Raw genomic sequence first — 15,354 nt, 5'->3', positions numbered from 1 at the left:
GCCTCCGGCGCGGGCCCGGGACGCGCAGTGTCCGAACCGAATGACCGATCCGACCGACGAGGGTGCTCCTTTCATGATGGCCAGCGGCAAGTCCGCCAAGAAGCGTCGTTCCTCCTCCAGCCCGCTGATCTCGAAGCGCCAGGGCCTGCCCTGGCTGACGATCATCGCGGTCGTGGTCATCGTCGGCCTCGCCGCGGGGATCTTCACCGTGGTGCTGTCCAAGAACCGGGAGAACGAGGCGGCCACCGCCGCGGTCCAGCCGTTCATCCCGACGGCGGAGAACAAGGACCCGTCCACGGCGATCCAGGGGATCTTCGTCGGCGCCTCCACCACGGACGAGAACGGCGCCCTGTCGTACACCGACTACAAGGCCGCCCTGCACGTCTCCCCGACCCAGCGGGTCGCCTACGACCGCTTCCCCCCGGTCGGCGGACCGCACGACGCGATCTGGGCCGCCTGCAACGGCGTCGTCTACGCCGTCCCCGTGCGCGACGAGAACATGGTCCACACCATGGAGCACGGTGCGGTCTGGATCACCTACAACCCGGACACCATCGCCGCCGGTGATCTCGATGTCCTCAAGGGCCTGGTCGAGGGGCAGACGTACATCACCCTGTCCCCGTACCCGAACCTGGACACCCCCGTCTCGCTGCAGTCCTGGGGACATCAGCTCAAGGTCGACTCCGCGTCGGACGAGCGGGTCAAGCAGTTCATCACCGCGCTGCGCCTGAACCCGTACACGTACCCCGAGATCGGCGCGACCTGCTCGCAGCCGTCCTTCGACACCGCCAACCCCCCGGCGTTCGACGGTTCGCCCCGTGACGCCGATGCCGTGCCGATGGACGGTGCCGGTCTAACCACGGCCACCGACGAGCCCGCGGCCACCGACGCCGCCACCCCGACCGCGGCGCCCACCAGCCCGGCCACCGACCCGACCAGCGGCGCGCAGAGCCCGGCCGCCACCGAGTCGGCTCCGGCGACCTCCGGATCCTGAGATGGCCGAGGCCCGCACGTCGACCGAATCCACGGAACCCTCCGCGATGATCGACCCGGACGCCGACGGCACGCCGGGAGCGGTCGGACGACCCGGTGACGGGCCGTCCGGTCGGTCGGTCCTCGCCGGCTGGGGGCAGACCCGGACGGCGCTGGTGCTCGCCGTGATCGCGCTGTCCCTGCTGCTCGTCGGGGCGACCGCGGGGATGGCGCTGCGGGGTTCCTCGGCGGCCCCGGCGGGCGGTATCGCGGTGCCGTCCACCGATTCGGTCGACGCCGGCTTCTCCCGCGACATGATCGTCCACCACACGCAGGGCACGTTGATGGCCTACTACGCCGAGCAGCACACCACCGACGACGAGATCGCCGTCATGGCCTACGACATCGACGCCACCCAGACCGCCCAGATCGGCCAGATGCAGGGCTGGCTGGCCCTCTGGCAGCTGCCGCAGGTGACCGGCGAGCCGGCCATGGGATGGATGACGAGCGGGAGTCACGCGGGGATGGACATGGGCACCTTCGTCCCGACGGACCCGTCGGCGCCGATGCCGGGCATGGCCACCGCGGCCGAGATGGCGACCCTGCAATCCCTGCGGGGCGAGGCGTCCGACGTGATGTTCCTGCAGCTGATGATCCGGCACCACCAGGGTGGTGCCGCGATGATGGAGGACGGCGCCGCCCACGCCTCCTCTCCGGTGGTCCGGAACTTCGCCGCGCAGATGCTCCAGGCCCAGACCAGCGAGATCGCCGTGATGACGCAGATGTTGGCGCAGCGCGGCGCCTCCCCCCTCCCGGCACCCTGACCGTGCGACGGTCCCGCGGGTGCCCCCGCCTGGCGGATCGGGCGTCGGGGGTGCGGTAGTGTTGCAACCCGCGCCCCCGTAGCTCAGGGGATAGAGCACCGCCCTCCGGAGGCGGGTGCGCAGGTTCGAATCCTGCCGGGGGCACCACACGGTGCCGCACAGCGCGCCAGACCTCAGGCCGTACCGATCTCCTCGGTACGGCCTGAGTCGTCTCTCACCCCGGGCTCTGCCACGGCCGCCCGCGCGGCCCGGACGACCGTCGGTGATGCAGGTCACCGGTGTGCTCCCCGCCATGTCCTCGTGACGGGAGCGACGCTCCCGCACCAGGTCTCCGGTGCGCTCGGACGACCCCCGGAGGCCGCCACCGCACCGACCGGGACATCCGGGGCCGGGCGCGGCGACGGGCCTGTCCGGCGCATCCCTACCGTCCCGGACCCGGTGGCCCGGGGGCCCGACCCCGTCCGGGGTCGACAGCGAGATCGGTTGCCGGACAACGGCTGTCCAGGCCCACCGGGACGACGGAGTCGGACCGCGCAGTGCGGCCACGTCGGGTCGCCGGTGAGAATGACCCGCTCGGCCGCGGCCGGTCGGGGCCACCGGTGCGGTCCGGCTGTGCCGCCCATGGCGTCCGGGTGGTACCGACCGGCCTCCGGACCCCGGATGCGGTGCTCCTGTCGTCCTTCCGTGTGCACCGAGGATCACCGAGGGCACGGGCGCCCCCGGGGTGCCACCCCATCGGTGGACCGCTTTACACGTCCGGGGGGCCGGTCGATACTGGGTCCGCCGCTCACCCGGCCGGCTCCGCCGGACGTGCTTCCCGATCGGCGCCGCCCCGGGGAACACCGTCGTCGTCGGGGGCGGCCTCCGGAGACGGGGCGCCCGTCGCCCCGCCCGGCCCGACGGTCACCGGCCGTCGGACACGGACCGACCTGCCGACCCACCAGAGAACGGACACGATGGCCACGCTGCGAGTACGCCCGAACCTGCTCAACCTCCCCCTGGCCCAGGTTCAGCGCATCACCACGGCGATCAACGTCCTGAAGACCTCCGGTCAGTACGACGAGTTCATCAAGCGCCACATGCGCGCGATGATGATCGTCGTCCCGGCCGGCTCGTACAGCAACGCCGCCCACAACAGCCCGATCTTCCTGCCGTGGCACCGGGCCTTCGCCTGGGAGTTCGAGACGGCGCTGATGAAGGTCGATCCCACCATCACCGGGTTGCCGTACTGGAAGTGGGAGACCGCCACCACGCTGAACGGTGGCAACCCGAAGAAGTCGGTCCTGTGGACCGCGAACTACTGGGGTCCGGACGGTGATCCCGCCAACGGCGACCGGGTGACGACCGGCCCGTTCAAGGACTGGAAGGCCGTCCTCTACAACTACACGACCACCGGGTTCTCGCTCCGGTCGACGCCGGGCATCATCCGCCGGATGGGCCGGGACCCGCAGAGCGCGGTGACCACGCTCCCCAACGAGGCGCAGCTGGCCGACACCCTGTCGTACACCACCTACGACGTCGCGCCGTACAACTCGATCACCAACAGCTTCCGCGGTCGGATGGAGGGCTGGACGTCCGGCCCGCGGATGCACAACCAGGTGCACCGCTACATCGGTGGCGACATGACGGCCGGCACCTCCCCGAACGACCCGACGTTCTGGTTGCACCACGCGAACGTGGACCGGCTGTGGTGGCAGTGGCAGAACGCCGCCTCCCCGCGACGGCCCTACCTGCCCGGTGCGGACGGCCCGGTGGGCATCCGGGCCACCGATGCGATGCAGGGCCTGCTGACGACGGACACCACGCCGGCGTCCGTCCAGGACATCGGCGACTTCGCCCGCCTGGGCTACCGCTACGCGTGACCGCGTGTCCTGCGTGACCGGCGCCCGGGACAGATGGTCCCCGGCGCGCGCCGTCCCCGTTCGTCCCCTGCCGTCACCGCCCGTTCCCGAGGAGAGATCACCATGGCCAGTCGTCGACTGTTCCTGACCGGCGGCGGAGCCGTCGCCGCCCTGACCCTGCTCGGCTCCGAGACCCTGGTGCAGTCGGCCAGTGCGACCTCCCCGTCCACGGTCGACCCGGTCGCACCGGCCGGGGCCGACAGCTCGGGCATGGCCGGCATGTCGGGCATGGACCACTCCGCGATGGGCCCCGGAACCGTCCGGAAGTCCTTCGTCCATCGCGGCAAGAAGGTCGACATCGACGTGTCGGACTCGATGGCCATGGCCACCGTGGACGGTCGGACGAAGGTGCACCTCGAACGGTGGAGTGCCACCCAGTTCCACTCGCACGCACTGCCGTTCCAGCTCTACTCCGATCCGACCCAGCTGCTCAAGGCACTGCTCGACGCACAGACCGCGCAGCTGATCATCCTCTGACCCGGCGGCCCCGAGGGTCGTCCCCTCGCCGCACCGGTGCCCTGACGACACGGTCGGGTGACGTCCTCCCCGTCCGCCTCCACCTCCTTGACGCGTTCTGACGTTCGCCTAGAGTAGCGATCTGACTACTGTGCGTTCGACTCCGTCGGGCATGTCGTCGAGCACGAGGGGATGAGCATGTCGCTGGAGGGAACTGCGGCCCGGCCGCTGACGCTCGTCGACGGCGGGCGGCCGGGACGACCGGCGCGGTCGGGTCCGTCGGGTCCGTCGGCACCCCGGGGAGTGGCCGACGGGAGCCGCTCCCCGCTCCGTTCCGCCTCAGCGGGTCCGACCGATGCGGTGACCCCGGACGACGAGCTCGATCGGTTGACCCGCCTGGCCCGGCGCGTGTTCGACGTCCCGATGGTGTCCATCGCCCTGCACAGCCCCCGCGGGCGTACCGGTGGCCCGGTCGACCACGACGTGTTCCAGCGGGCCACCCTGGACAGCGCGGCGGTGGTGCTGGTGCCCGACGCCCGCGCCGATCCCCGCTTCGCCCGTCACCGCTCGGTGGTCGGTGCATCGTCGGTGCGCTTCTTCGCCGGCCGCCGCCTGCTCGACGACGACGGGCGCCCGGTCGGCGTGCTGTCGCTGCGCGACACCCGGATCCGCCTCCTCAGTGATGCCCATCTGCTGCTCCTCGACGAGATCGCGGGGTGGGTGGAACAGGAGATCGGCCGCGCAGCGAGCCGATCGGCCGCCACCCGGGTGCACGCCGACCTCCTTCCCCGGTGCGCTCCGTCGCTCCCGGGCTACGACCTCGCGGCCGCATCCGTGCTGGCCGGCGGACAGGGTGCGGGGTTCTTCGACTGGTATCCCGCCCGCGATGCCGGCACACCGACCGCCGTGGGGTGGTCGGTCGTGGACGTGATGGGGTCGCCGGCCGCCACCGCGGTCGTCGCCGCCGGACTGCGCGGTGCGCTGCGCGCGCACGGCACCCCGGACCGGGACGACCCCGCCGCGACCCTGGCCTCCGCCGCCGACGTGGTGGCCGCCGATCTGGCCGCCACCTCGACGTTCGCGACCCTCATCGCCGGACGCCTGACCACCGACGGCGAGATCAGCGTTGCCGACGCCGGCCACGGGCTGGCCCTGCTGGCCCGGGCCGACGGGACGACGGAGCACCTGGCCACCCATGCGTTGCCGCTCGGCATCGGCGACCGCCCCAGCTGGACGTCCTGGACGAGGCGACTGGCTCCGGGGGACTCGCTCGTCGTGTTCACCGAGGGACTGCTCGGTCTCTACGACGGCACCCTGGCGAGCCTGGGCCACGTGGAGACGCTGGTCCGCGGGGCCGACCGTGCGCACGACGTGCTGGACCGGGTCCGGGCCCTGGCCCGCCGGCGCGGGAGCGCCGCAGACGTCACGGTGCTGGTGCTGCGACGCCGTTGAACCGTACGGCCGACACGGTGCTGGTGGACCTCCGTAGAGAGTTTGAGAACCCCTGCCCACACCTGAAAACCTTGTCTTTGCGCAGGTCACGGGGCTTCTACAACCACGACCAGCGCTCCTCCGAGCCTACCGTTACCGACTCCAGGGGTCGAGTGGTGCGATCACTTGGGATGGCTCAAACCCTCCTTCGCCCAGAGCAGGTCGACGATCTGGTGGCGCAATATCGCGAGGGAGCAACGCTCGTCGAGTTGGCATCCCGCTTCGGAGTGAACCGCCGCACGGTCGCCACGCACCTCACCCGGCGAGAGGTCGCCATCCGTCGGGGGCGGTTCGATCCTTCCCGCATCCACGAAGCAGCCGACCTCTACCTCAGCGGGTTGACGCTGGTAGAGGTCGGCATGAAGGTCGGGGCGGGGCCTCAGGCGGTCCGGCGAGCGCTCGCTTCGCACGGCGTCGTGATCCGGCCTGGCGGGCGCTGCGGTTCTCGCATCACGGCATCCACTGCCGTGGGCGGTTGAGCCTAGACACGAAGGGCTGGCTCACGCAGGCTCGGCTCGACGCGCGAGTCGTGGCGCTGGTGACGACGGACCGCAGCCTCGCGCAGGCGCGTACGGATGAGCAGAGCGACGCTCACGGGTCCCATGAGGATGAACTTGAGCGCGTTCCAGCATGCCCACAGCACGATGAGGTGGAGCCAGCCTGGGCCGCCGTCGGCTGCTGAGCCAGAGCAGATGCTGGCGATCAGGATGTACGGGAGCGCGACCAGCATCGCGGGTATCCCCCACTTGAGTCCGCGCCGGGTGCGGATGGCAGCGAGCAGTCGGTTGCTCGGCATGTAGCGGTGCAGGTAGTCGCGGGTGCGAACGCTGAGCGTCCAGATAAGGCGGAACATGACAGGCCTCTCGTCACACGTGTTACTCCGTCGAGGAGGCAGAACGTGTGTGAGTGCCCGAAGGCCGTCCCGGAGGACCCGCAATATGAGGAGAACCTGCCTCACCGTCCACTGTACGCGGGGGTCGGCGTTCATGGAACCCTTCGGCTTCCGCGTCGCCGCGCGCACCTCTCTGTAGGAGTGAGAGGACCCGACGATGACGAACCTGAGCCACGTAGTCCAGGACGAGCGCACAGCACGGATGGTGCTGTCGATGATCGTCGAACCAGACGACGCCGTGACAGGTCGCCTCCTTGGCGAACTGGGCGTGGTTCAGCTGCTTCGGCTCGCCGAGAGTGATGAGGCGATGCCGGGCGTCAGCGCCGTTGACGCTCAGGTGTGGCGTGCCCAGTTCAAGCGCTCAGACGCTTGGACACTTGAGCAGAACATCGTCGCAGCCGAGCGCGCCGGTGTCGGCACGCTGATCCCCGGCGATAAGGAGTGGCCCTCTGCACTCGACGATCTTGGCGACCGGCGACCGTACGTCCTGTGGACCCGCGGCGCGACATCGTTCCTCGCGCGACCACTCAGCGACTTGGTCACGATCACCGGAGCGAGGGCTTCGACCTCCTACGGCGACCATGTAGCCGGGCAGCTTGCCTCCGACCTCGCCAACGCTGAACGGGTCATCGTGGCCGGCGGTGCGTACGGCATCGAAGGGGCGGCCCATCAAGCGGCCCTCGCGTCAGGCGGCGACACGATCGCGGTCATGGCGAACGGCGTTGATCGCCCCTACCCGATGGGTCACCGCGAACTACTTGAACGAGTGGCCGACCTCGGCCTCCTGGTCAGCGAGGTTCCACCGCGCGCATTTCCGACACGCCACCGCTTCATTGCTCGGGCGCGGCTCATGGCTGCGCTCTCCGCAGCAACCGTCGTGGTTGAGGCCGGCGTCCGCTCGGGATCAATGACCGTCGCCAGGCGTGCGCACGAGCTCGGCCGCACCGTCGGAGCTGTTCCCGGCCCCGTGACCAGCGCAACGAGCGCCGGGCCACACCAACTCCTGCGAGATGGCGCTTCACTAGTCACGGATGCCGCGGACCTTCTCTCTCCACGCGGACGTGACAGCGCAAGCGCAATCCGGGCTTCTGCGGCATCCCGCGATTCAGGGCGACCCTCAGCAGCCACGGAGTCGATGAACGCCCGCGCCCTGTAGCCGCCTGCGAGCCGCTTCCACGCCGATCCGCCGCTCAGGTGGCGGTGTATGCCGAGCGCGCTGCTTTCGCCTTCTCCCAGTCTTCCTGCACTTCGCTCACAGTCGGCTTGGTGCTCATGTACTCGGCGGCGTGAGAGTGTCCGGTCATTCGCTCGCAAGCACGATCGAAGAGAGGTTCAATGACTGCGATGGCAGCATCGAGCCGAGAGCTGTCGATCTTCGACAGGCGGGTCATCATGATGTTCTTGCGGTACCGCTGTGTGACGTTCTGTAGGAGCTCCTGCTCGACGAAAGCTTCGCACCAGGCGCGAATGAGGTCGTAGGTCTCTTTGATGAGTGCATCCTGAACCACGGGCTCGGCACTCGTCATCTCTTGAAGCTTGACGTTGATCCGCTTGGCCAGATCGGCTGGCGTATCGAGCCTCGGCTCGACGTCCGGGGCCAGGATTCCCTTGGCCTCTCCGCCGTCCCGCACCTCGTAGATTTTCGTCCTGAGCTTCTTGTTCTGCCTGGCCGCCATCAGCGCTGACGCGAACATGATGTTGTGGGTCAAGACAACGACCTGATGTGTCTCGGCAAGATTCTGGATGCGTGCAGCAACCTCATCAAGTCTGCGGTAGTCGAGACTTGTGACCGGGTCATCGAAGATCAGAGGTGCTTTGGTCCCTCGCATCCGACTCTCGGCAAGAAAGTCGGCCAGCGCCAACACCTTCTGCTCACCTTCCGAGAGCACCGCAGAGGGCTTGTAGGAGGCGACCGCCTTCTTGCGTTGCGCCTGTCCGCTGCGCCCTTGAAATCGAAGTGCGACCTGAGGCGCTCGAAGACGAGCGCACTCCTCGGCGAACAGCGTCTCGAAGTTCTTGTTCACGAGGTCTTCACTGGCAAGCTTGGACTGGACCGTGAGTTGCTTTGACGCGCCGCTTGAAATGACCCGTGAGAGCTTGTCAAGTTGTTGCGCTCTTCGCGCACGTCGGACGTACTCGCGGGCTGCGGCGATGTTCCGGTTCAATTCAATTCGTGCCGTGAGTTCTGAAAGCTCCTTCTGCTTTCCGGTGAGCGCGCTTGCCGCATTTGCTTTGTCCTCCGACATCTGCTGAACGGCGGCCCGTGCAGTCGCCAGTTCGGCTCCGACTTTGGAGGCCACTGCTTCTGCGCTCTCTCGGAGGGTGCCTGCGGTCACGGGCTTCCCATTCGCGGTGTCCTGAGCTGCGGCTCGGGCCGCCGCGAGCACGTCACATGCTTGGCTCGCCCATACCGGTGGGTCTTCACCATCCCGCTGTTCTGTGGCGAACTCGTTCGCGCGGGTGAGCTCGGCTTCGTCGAACCTGAGGCTGGAGTTGCGCACCTCGGTGTTTGCGTCCGCGACCTGACGGACAAGCGTTTCATCGAGGAACGTGCGATAGCGAGTCAGCAGGTTCAAGGCCGTCGGGCTGAGCTCCTGCATGCAGTAGAGACACTTGTCTCCGGCAGTTGGATAGTGCTCGCGGTCAAGGTGTTGGCGGTACGAGTCTCCCGCAACGATGAACTCCTGCCATTCCCCATCTGCGGGGCCTGGCAGCTCATCCTGACTGAAGAGTTGCTCTCGCGCTTCTGTCCTTCGACCTTCCGCTTCCTGGAGTTTCACCCGGGCCTTCTCGTAGACGACCGCATCGAAGTTCATCGCCGTTGTAAGCACGCCGTGCAGCCTATTGAGGTGACGTACCGTCTCCTGTGTACTGGAGAGAATCGCGTCGAGCGAGTTGGAACGGAGTGCCGCGATCTCACCTTCGAGACGTTCGCGGTCGGCCTCGGCACCGTCAGGCAGCGTTGCCAGTGCGTCAAGCTCCGCGAGGTCTGTGGTGGCACCCAGGGTCTCGATCACGGGATATACCTTCGTACCTCGCGTGAACCTCGACAACAGCGGGTTGCTCCCCGGCGCCAAGGCCTTGACCTCGGTTGCGATCCGCAGCTGAATGCCTTGTAGCCCGGCAGCGACGTGACCAAACAGTGCGAGTTCGGCCGGCGTGTAGACGTAACCCAGATCGCTGTCAACGTGCAACGAGACTGCGCTCGCGTCGAAGACGCTGATGCGGGTGAAAGGCGCAAGGCCGGATTTGTCCTTCCACATCACCGAGGAGTTTGTGCCAGACAGTCGGTACTGGATGGTGGCGCTGGGCGACGGCGGGCTGTCGAGATAGGCGGTGTGCGCGTTCGGCAGGATGTCTTCAGCGGTCCGAACAGCCGAGATGCGCTTCAGTATTCGTGCATACCCCGTCTTCCCCGATCCGTTCTGCCCAAAGAGCACGGTCAATTCCGGGTCGAAGCCAAGTTCTTGGTCAGCGGCGAGCGCATTGACGCCTTCGATGCTTGCCAGACTGACGAGTTCAAGAGTCTCCTCTTCCGCCGCATCCGTGGCGACGAGTTCAAGCTTCGGAACTTCCGGGGCCTCACCATCGCCAAGCCCCTTCTCCGCAAGGAAGGTGGTGTAGGCAGCGTCCAGCAGGGCATCGCTCGGCGCCTGGCGAGAGAGGATCGTTTCGGCAGTGATCTGACGCACCCATGCGTCCTGCCCGTTCGCCCAATCCACGAGCAAGCGTCGGGGCGTCGCGCCTCCCAAGTTGACCGGGACCTCTTCAGCGGCCACGTCTGCCTCCGTCCTGGCGAACGGTGTCAGGAGATACGTGTCGCCGATCCAGCTCGAACTGTCATGGTGCTGTCCATCATGCCTGAGGAGTCGGGGGTCGGGCTGGACGACACAGCGGGCCGCGGCGCTCCGAAGCTCGTTCTGGCTCACAGCGACGGCCCCGTTCGCTGGGTCCGAGAGTGTCGGGAGTGTTCTTGATCTTGTTCGACGCGAGCGAGGTTCAGCGTTCTGTCCAGGGCTGTACGCGCCCGCGCGGCGTCGATCTTCTGGGCCGCAGACTCGGGTGGGGCGCCGAGGGGTGCATCGTCGGTGACGCGGTAGCGGTCGCGGTAGGCGGCGACCACGCGGGCGGCCTTACGCCAGGCCACGGCTCGTCGTCGGTCGTCTGGCTCCGCTCCAAGAGCCTTCGTCCACGGTGCGTTCTCGGTGAGTGCAGCTTCGAGTGCGGCGTCGGCGCGGGCCTCGATCAGTTCCTCTCGCTCGTCGAGGGCCTCCCGCATCTCTGCGTCGATGACTCCATGCGCCTGCGAGATGAGGCCGGCGATGAGTCGCGGTGGCTTGCGAGTCCTGCCGGATCCTGCGGGCCGGGCGGTCGCACGCTCGACGCGGTAGTGGAGGACGGCGGCGATGTCGTCGGCGTCACCAAATCCACGCGCAGCGACCAGGCGCGGCAGCAGCGCTTCGATGTTGTGGTGGTTCGCTTCGGCCCGGCGGAGTTCGGCCGTGAGCGGGCCGAACGCCTCGGACTCGATGGCGCTCTCGGCCTGTTCGTCGGTGAGCCCGGAGCCGCGCACGAGGGTGGCCCACCGGTCGTGTTGGGCTGCGGCAGCGATGGTCTCGTACTCGGCGGCGAGCTGGGCGATCGAGCGCCACTGCTCTTGCTCGGCGACGATCGTCTCGTGCGCCGAAAGTTCGGCGCCGCTGTGCTGGAGAACGCCGTAGAGAACGCTCCGCGCGGTGGCATGCGGGTCGTCGCCAGGGTGTGGCTGGGCATGGTCGTCGACGCGGTCGAGCGTCACGTAGGCGTGGTTGGAGTGCCGCCCTCGTGTCATCGCGACGTAGAAGGTCTCCCTCGTCGAGGTCGGTTCGACCAGTACGTGCGCGGTGTCGGTCGTGATGCCTTGCGCGCGGTAGGCGGTGACTGCGTAGCCGAGATCGACATGCTCGGACACGTACGCGGCTGGGAGGACGATGCTGCCGCCGAACCCGCGCCCACGCCTGCGAGCCGTGATGGTTCCGTCGACACGAACAATGGTGCCAGTCCCGTAGTCGCGCGCGATAGTCATGGTTCCGTCGTCGCCGACTGCGGTGATGGTCCAGATGTCGCCGTTGCGCACCCAGTCCCGCCCGGCCAGGGTGCGCAGGTTCCGGTTGTTGCGTCGGGTGATGATGGTGTCGCCGACGCCTGCAGTGGTGCCGTCGCGCAGCTCGACTTCGCGGTCGGGGGTCAGCGTCTTGTTGAGGATCAGGTCGGCGCGGGCGCGACTGTTCAGCATGGTCACGTCTTCGTGGGTTTCGGCGATCAGCACAGAGACGAGCCCGGCGTCGCGGTCGGCGCGCCAAGCGTTGTAGGCGGCGTCGGTCGAGGACTCGGCGTCGCCGTCGGTGATGCGCTGGTGGGCGAGGTAGCTGTCGATGGCCGTCGTGCGCCCGTGACGCAGTTCAAGTGAGGCGGTCTTCTCCCAGGCGTGGGTGAAGCGGTGAACGTCGACCAGTTCGGCGGTGTCGGTCCGGTCTCGGGCGATCAGCGCGAACGCCCCGCCGGCGTCCACGGATTGCAGTTGGGCGTAGTCGCCGACTAGAAGCACCTTCGCGCCCGCGTCCTGGGCGAGGTGGGTGAGGCGGTCCAGTGACGGGGTGCCAGCGAGGGAGGCTTCGTCGATGATGACGAGCTGGCCCGCCTCGAACGTGGTGCCGTGGATGAGGTGGTTCTGCCACCACTTCGCCGTGTTCTCAGTCTCGATCCCGAGATCGTCCGCGAGGACTTGCGCGGCGACCGCTGACGGGGCGAGCCCGACGACGGAACCGGAGCCGTGCTCGGCTTCCCAGGCGCGGCGGAGCGCGTTCATCGCGGTGGTTTTGCCCGCCCCGGCGGGACCGACCAGCACGTCGAGCACCCGCCCCGACACCGCGATGCGGGTCAAGGCATCGGCTTGGTCGTCGCCGAGCATCCGACCATCCGCGTCGGGTCTGCGCGTGATCTTTTCGACCCTCGCGAGCTGCACCGTCGGACCGGCCAGGTTCGCTGCTCGTTCGAGGAGTCTGTCCTCGGCCGTGAGCTGGGACTCGGAGGTGAACACGGTCGAGCTCTTCGGACGGAACACTGAGGTGCCGTCAGGCCGGCGGAACACGACCGGCGAGGCCGCGAGTTCAGGTGGTGTCAGCCGGAGCGAGACGAGTTCGGCTGCGTCGGCGACCATCGCGACGATAGCTTCCCGGTCCTGCATGGTGGCGAACCGCCAGCCCATCGTATGCCGGGATGCCTCGGCCATGAGATTCCATCGCCGCCAGGTCGAGCGCTTCTCACCGACCACCTCGACGACCGAGCGCCCGAGTTCGCCGATCACGTCGAGCGGCAGGTCGTCCGCGCGCAGCAGCAACGGCTTTCCGTTGTCGGTGACTTCGCGCGCCCACGTCGTCGCGTCCCGTCCGAGGGTCTTCGTGGCGCGCTCCCGCCACTTGGAGGTGAGGGCTGCCAAGGATCGGACCTGCTTCTCAGGCCGGGTGGCAAGCGTCGCTTGGGCTCGGAGTTTTATGATCGCTGCTGGTGTCGGTCGCCTTCCGCGCACTGCGACGTACTCAGCGATGAGACGGTCGGTCTCGGCGTCGATGTGACGAGCGCGGGTAGAGAACTCGGCGACCAGTTCCTCGGGCACTCCGGTGATCGCCCACGCCGGATTCCGGTCCCGACCCATCTCGCGCGCCTCCCAGGAAACGCCGAAGGTGCGCGTCATGTGGTCGGCGAACGCGGCTTCGTGTAGTTCGGAGAGCCCGACGACGGCGGCGTGCATCGGTCTGCCGTCGAGCGAGCGCCACTTCCCATCGAGGACGGTCCTGGCCTTGTTGCTGATGACGACGTGCGTGTGGAGGTGGGGGTCGCCGGCGCGGGAGTCGAAATGATCGAACGCGGTCGCGATGAGCCCGGTGACATCGACCTGCGCAACCGCGCCGTCCCCGGCGGTTGCGCCCGTGCGTGTCGCTGCAACCTCGCGTTCCATGAACGCAACCACCTCCGCAATCGCTTGATGATGCGCCTCCGCGATCAGCGTTTGGACCCCGGCATCGGCGACGGCCCACAGCACTGACGCGGACTTCGGGATCGAGAAGGTGAAGTCGAAGCCCGCCACCGTACGCCGTGTGCTCCGGGCAGACTCCTCGACGACGATCTGCGCGACGGCCTCGCCCTTGGCGCCAGGGGTCATCATCGGATCGAGGCCGGCGATCCGCGCCTCGATCCGGTCCTCCTGGCTCTTGTAGGTCGGGAACGCTCGACCGAGCGGCTCGTCGGTAATCGGATCGTGGCCACTCCCCATCAGTAGCTGGAGCTGATGTTCTGACACTCGGTCGCCCACCTGAATCTCGCCCTTGCCCAGGGCCGCCACGCCCGCCCCGAGCCAGCGACCAGGCGGGGTTCCTTCTTCCATGTAGTAGCGAGTGAGCGGCGTGGATAGTGGCCTGTTCCCGTCGGCAGCCGCGACCGTCTTGAGCAGGTACTTGTAGCCGCCACCCGCCGACATCACACGCATCGAAATCGTCATGCTCACCTCCGCTCCTGGCGAGCAGGTGAGCACCCACACTCGGTGATCTCAGCCGCGGTGAGCCCGGTCAACCTCGATCTGCAAGAGGCGTGTGGCCTCGGATGGCGGTCGGAGCTCAGGCCGGAGACGGACGACCTTGGGGGCGGCAAGCGGGGGCTCGGTTGAGCGGCAGGCGCGTGTCGGAGTCGTGCACCTGACAGGTGACCAGCTCGGCATCAGTTCTCGATGAGGCACGGATGCCGAGGACGACCGTCACCGGAGCAGACTTCATGCACAACCTCGACATCAGCGGCGATTCAGAACTCAGGATCGGGTCGCTGTTCAGCGGCTACGGCGGCCTCGACCTCGCCGTCGAGCACGTCTTCAACGCCAGCACCGTGTGGTTCTCCGAACTCAACGAGCCAGTCGCCCGTGTCTTCGCCCACCACTGGCCCGGCGCACCGAACCTCGGCGACATCACGACCATCGACTGGAGCCAGGTCGAGCCCGTGGACATCCTCATCGGAGGCTTCCCCTGCCAAGACGTGTCCACCGTCGGCAAGCGCGCCGGCCTCGCACCCGGCACGCGCTCTGGGCTCTGGGCTCTGGGCTCACATGGCCACAGCCATCGACCTACTCCAACCGCAGTGGGTCGTCATCGAGAACGTCCGCGGGCTGCTGTCCTCACCAGCGACGCGGCCACCCGCACAAGGAGACGACTATGACCGACGCAACCCCGGCGATGCAACCCCCGACGGCGCAACCCTTCGCGGCCTGGAACCCGACCCGTGGCGCTTGGGAGACAACGCAACTCGACCTCTACGGGCTCTCGGCGCCGTTCTCGGCGATCTGGCCGACCTGCGGCTGGATGCGCGATGGATCGGCCTACCGGCTTCCGTCGTCGGCGCTCCTCGCCAACGATTCCGCATCCTCGCCCTCGCCCGGCGCGCTGTTCCGCACCCCGCTGGCGACGGACTCATCGCGCGGCGGGGAGACGCTCGACCAGGTGCGAGCGAGACGAGGGACGATCGCGCTCTCGCACCAGATCATCGACTACGCACTCCACGGACCGGCTGGCTCGCCGAGCAGGAGAGCCGAATCGGAGACCCTGTGGTCTCTGATCGACGGACTGATCAGCGCTGGGGACGCTACGCCAACGCCATCGCCCGCTGGGAACACATCACCGGACGGTCAGCACCCGCACCAGCCCTCCTGAACGACGCCGACGGCCCCCGCCCAGCACCAGCATTCGTCGAATGGCTCATGGGCTTACCGAACGGATGGGTTACGGACAGCGATGAC

12 protein-coding genes and 1 tRNA gene are annotated in these 15,354 nt (G+C 68.1%); 10 read left to right on the top strand and 3 right to left on the bottom strand.

Annotated features, from left to right (window positions below; genetic code table 11):
* Positions 1–40: 40 nt before the first annotated feature.
* The 7 genes from J2S58_RS00645 to J2S58_RS00615 all read left to right on the top strand — a co-directional run bounded on the left by J2S58_RS00645 (position 41) and on the right by J2S58_RS00615 (position 6,123).
* Positions 41–994 (top strand): DUF3105 domain-containing protein, encoded by a 954-nt coding sequence (locus tag J2S58_RS00645; RefSeq protein ID WP_240188248.1) that lies wholly within the window; start codon positions 41–43, stop codon positions 992–994.
* 1 nt (position 995) lies between these two features.
* Positions 996–1,796 carry a DUF305 domain-containing protein gene (locus tag J2S58_RS00640; protein ID WP_205255078.1) on the top strand — a complete coding sequence of 267 codons (801 nt, stop codon included), beginning with the start codon at positions 996–998 and terminating at the stop codon, positions 1,794–1,796.
* A gap of 72 nt (positions 1,797–1,868) precedes the next feature.
* Positions 1,869–1,943, top strand: a tRNA-Arg gene (locus J2S58_RS00635).
* Positions 1,944–2,752: 809 nt separating this feature from the next.
* On the top strand, positions 2,753–3,658 hold the full coding sequence (locus J2S58_RS00630; protein WP_205255077.1) for a tyrosinase family protein: 906 nt from the start codon (positions 2,753–2,755) through the stop codon (positions 3,656–3,658).
* A 102-nt stretch (positions 3,659–3,760) separates the two neighbouring features.
* Positions 3,761–4,174 carry a hypothetical protein gene (locus tag J2S58_RS00625; protein WP_205255076.1) on the top strand — a complete coding sequence of 138 codons (414 nt, stop codon included), beginning with the start codon at positions 3,761–3,763 and terminating at the stop codon, positions 4,172–4,174.
* A 339-nt stretch (positions 4,175–4,513) separates the two neighbouring features.
* Entirely contained in the window at positions 4,514–5,605 is a 1,092-nt protein-coding gene (locus J2S58_RS00620; protein ID WP_205255075.1) for a PP2C family protein-serine/threonine phosphatase, read from the top strand.
* Positions 5,606–5,775: 170 nt separating this feature from the next.
* On the top strand, positions 5,776–6,123 hold the full coding sequence (locus tag J2S58_RS00615) for a helix-turn-helix domain-containing protein (RefSeq protein WP_205255074.1): 348 nt from the start codon (positions 5,776–5,778) through the stop codon (positions 6,121–6,123).
* A gap of 2 nt (positions 6,124–6,125) precedes the next feature.
* Here the strand turns inward: J2S58_RS00615 and J2S58_RS00610 are convergent, their stop codons facing one another.
* Complete coding sequence (locus J2S58_RS00610; protein ID WP_205255073.1) at positions 6,126–6,497, bottom strand: sulfate permease; 372 nt, start codon at positions 6,495–6,497, stop codon at positions 6,126–6,128.
* Between the two features lie 196 nt (positions 6,498–6,693).
* Between J2S58_RS00610 and dprA the strand changes: the two genes are divergently transcribed.
* On the top strand, positions 6,694–7,692 hold the full coding sequence (gene dprA, locus J2S58_RS00605) for a DNA-processing protein DprA (protein WP_205255072.1): 999 nt from the start codon (positions 6,694–6,696) through the stop codon (positions 7,690–7,692).
* Between the two features lie 34 nt (positions 7,693–7,726).
* On the opposite strand, the gene J2S58_RS00600 is transcribed toward dprA, so the two are convergent.
* Both J2S58_RS00600 and mobF read right to left on the bottom strand, forming a co-directional pair.
* Positions 7,727–10,315, bottom strand: a complete 2,589-nt coding sequence (locus tag J2S58_RS00600) for an AAA family ATPase (RefSeq protein ID WP_205255071.1) — start codon at positions 10,313–10,315, stop codon at positions 7,727–7,729.
* A 146-nt stretch (positions 10,316–10,461) separates the two neighbouring features.
* Positions 10,462–14,073 (bottom strand): MobF family relaxase, encoded by a 3,612-nt coding sequence (gene mobF, locus J2S58_RS00595; protein WP_240188279.1) that lies wholly within the window; start codon positions 14,071–14,073, stop codon positions 10,462–10,464.
* A gap of 236 nt (positions 14,074–14,309) precedes the next feature.
* On the opposite strand from mobF, the gene J2S58_RS00590 reads away from it, so the two are divergent.
* Positions 14,310–14,777, top strand: coding sequence for a DNA cytosine methyltransferase (locus tag J2S58_RS00590; RefSeq protein WP_205255069.1), 468 nt, complete (start codon positions 14,310–14,312; stop codon positions 14,775–14,777).
* Positions 14,774–15,268 carry a hypothetical protein gene (locus J2S58_RS00585; protein ID WP_205255068.1) on the top strand — a complete coding sequence of 165 codons (495 nt, stop codon included), beginning with the start codon at positions 14,774–14,776 and terminating at the stop codon, positions 15,266–15,268. Before J2S58_RS00590 ends, J2S58_RS00585 begins: the two co-directional genes overlap by 4 nt.
* The last annotated feature ends 86 nt before the right edge of the window (positions 15,269–15,354 follow it).

This window comes from Nakamurella flavida (genome assembly GCF_030811475.1).
Lineage (GTDB): Bacteria > Actinomycetota > Actinomycetes > Mycobacteriales > Nakamurellaceae > Nakamurella > Nakamurella flavida.
This window is presented reverse-complemented; position numbering and strand designations above follow the sequence as displayed.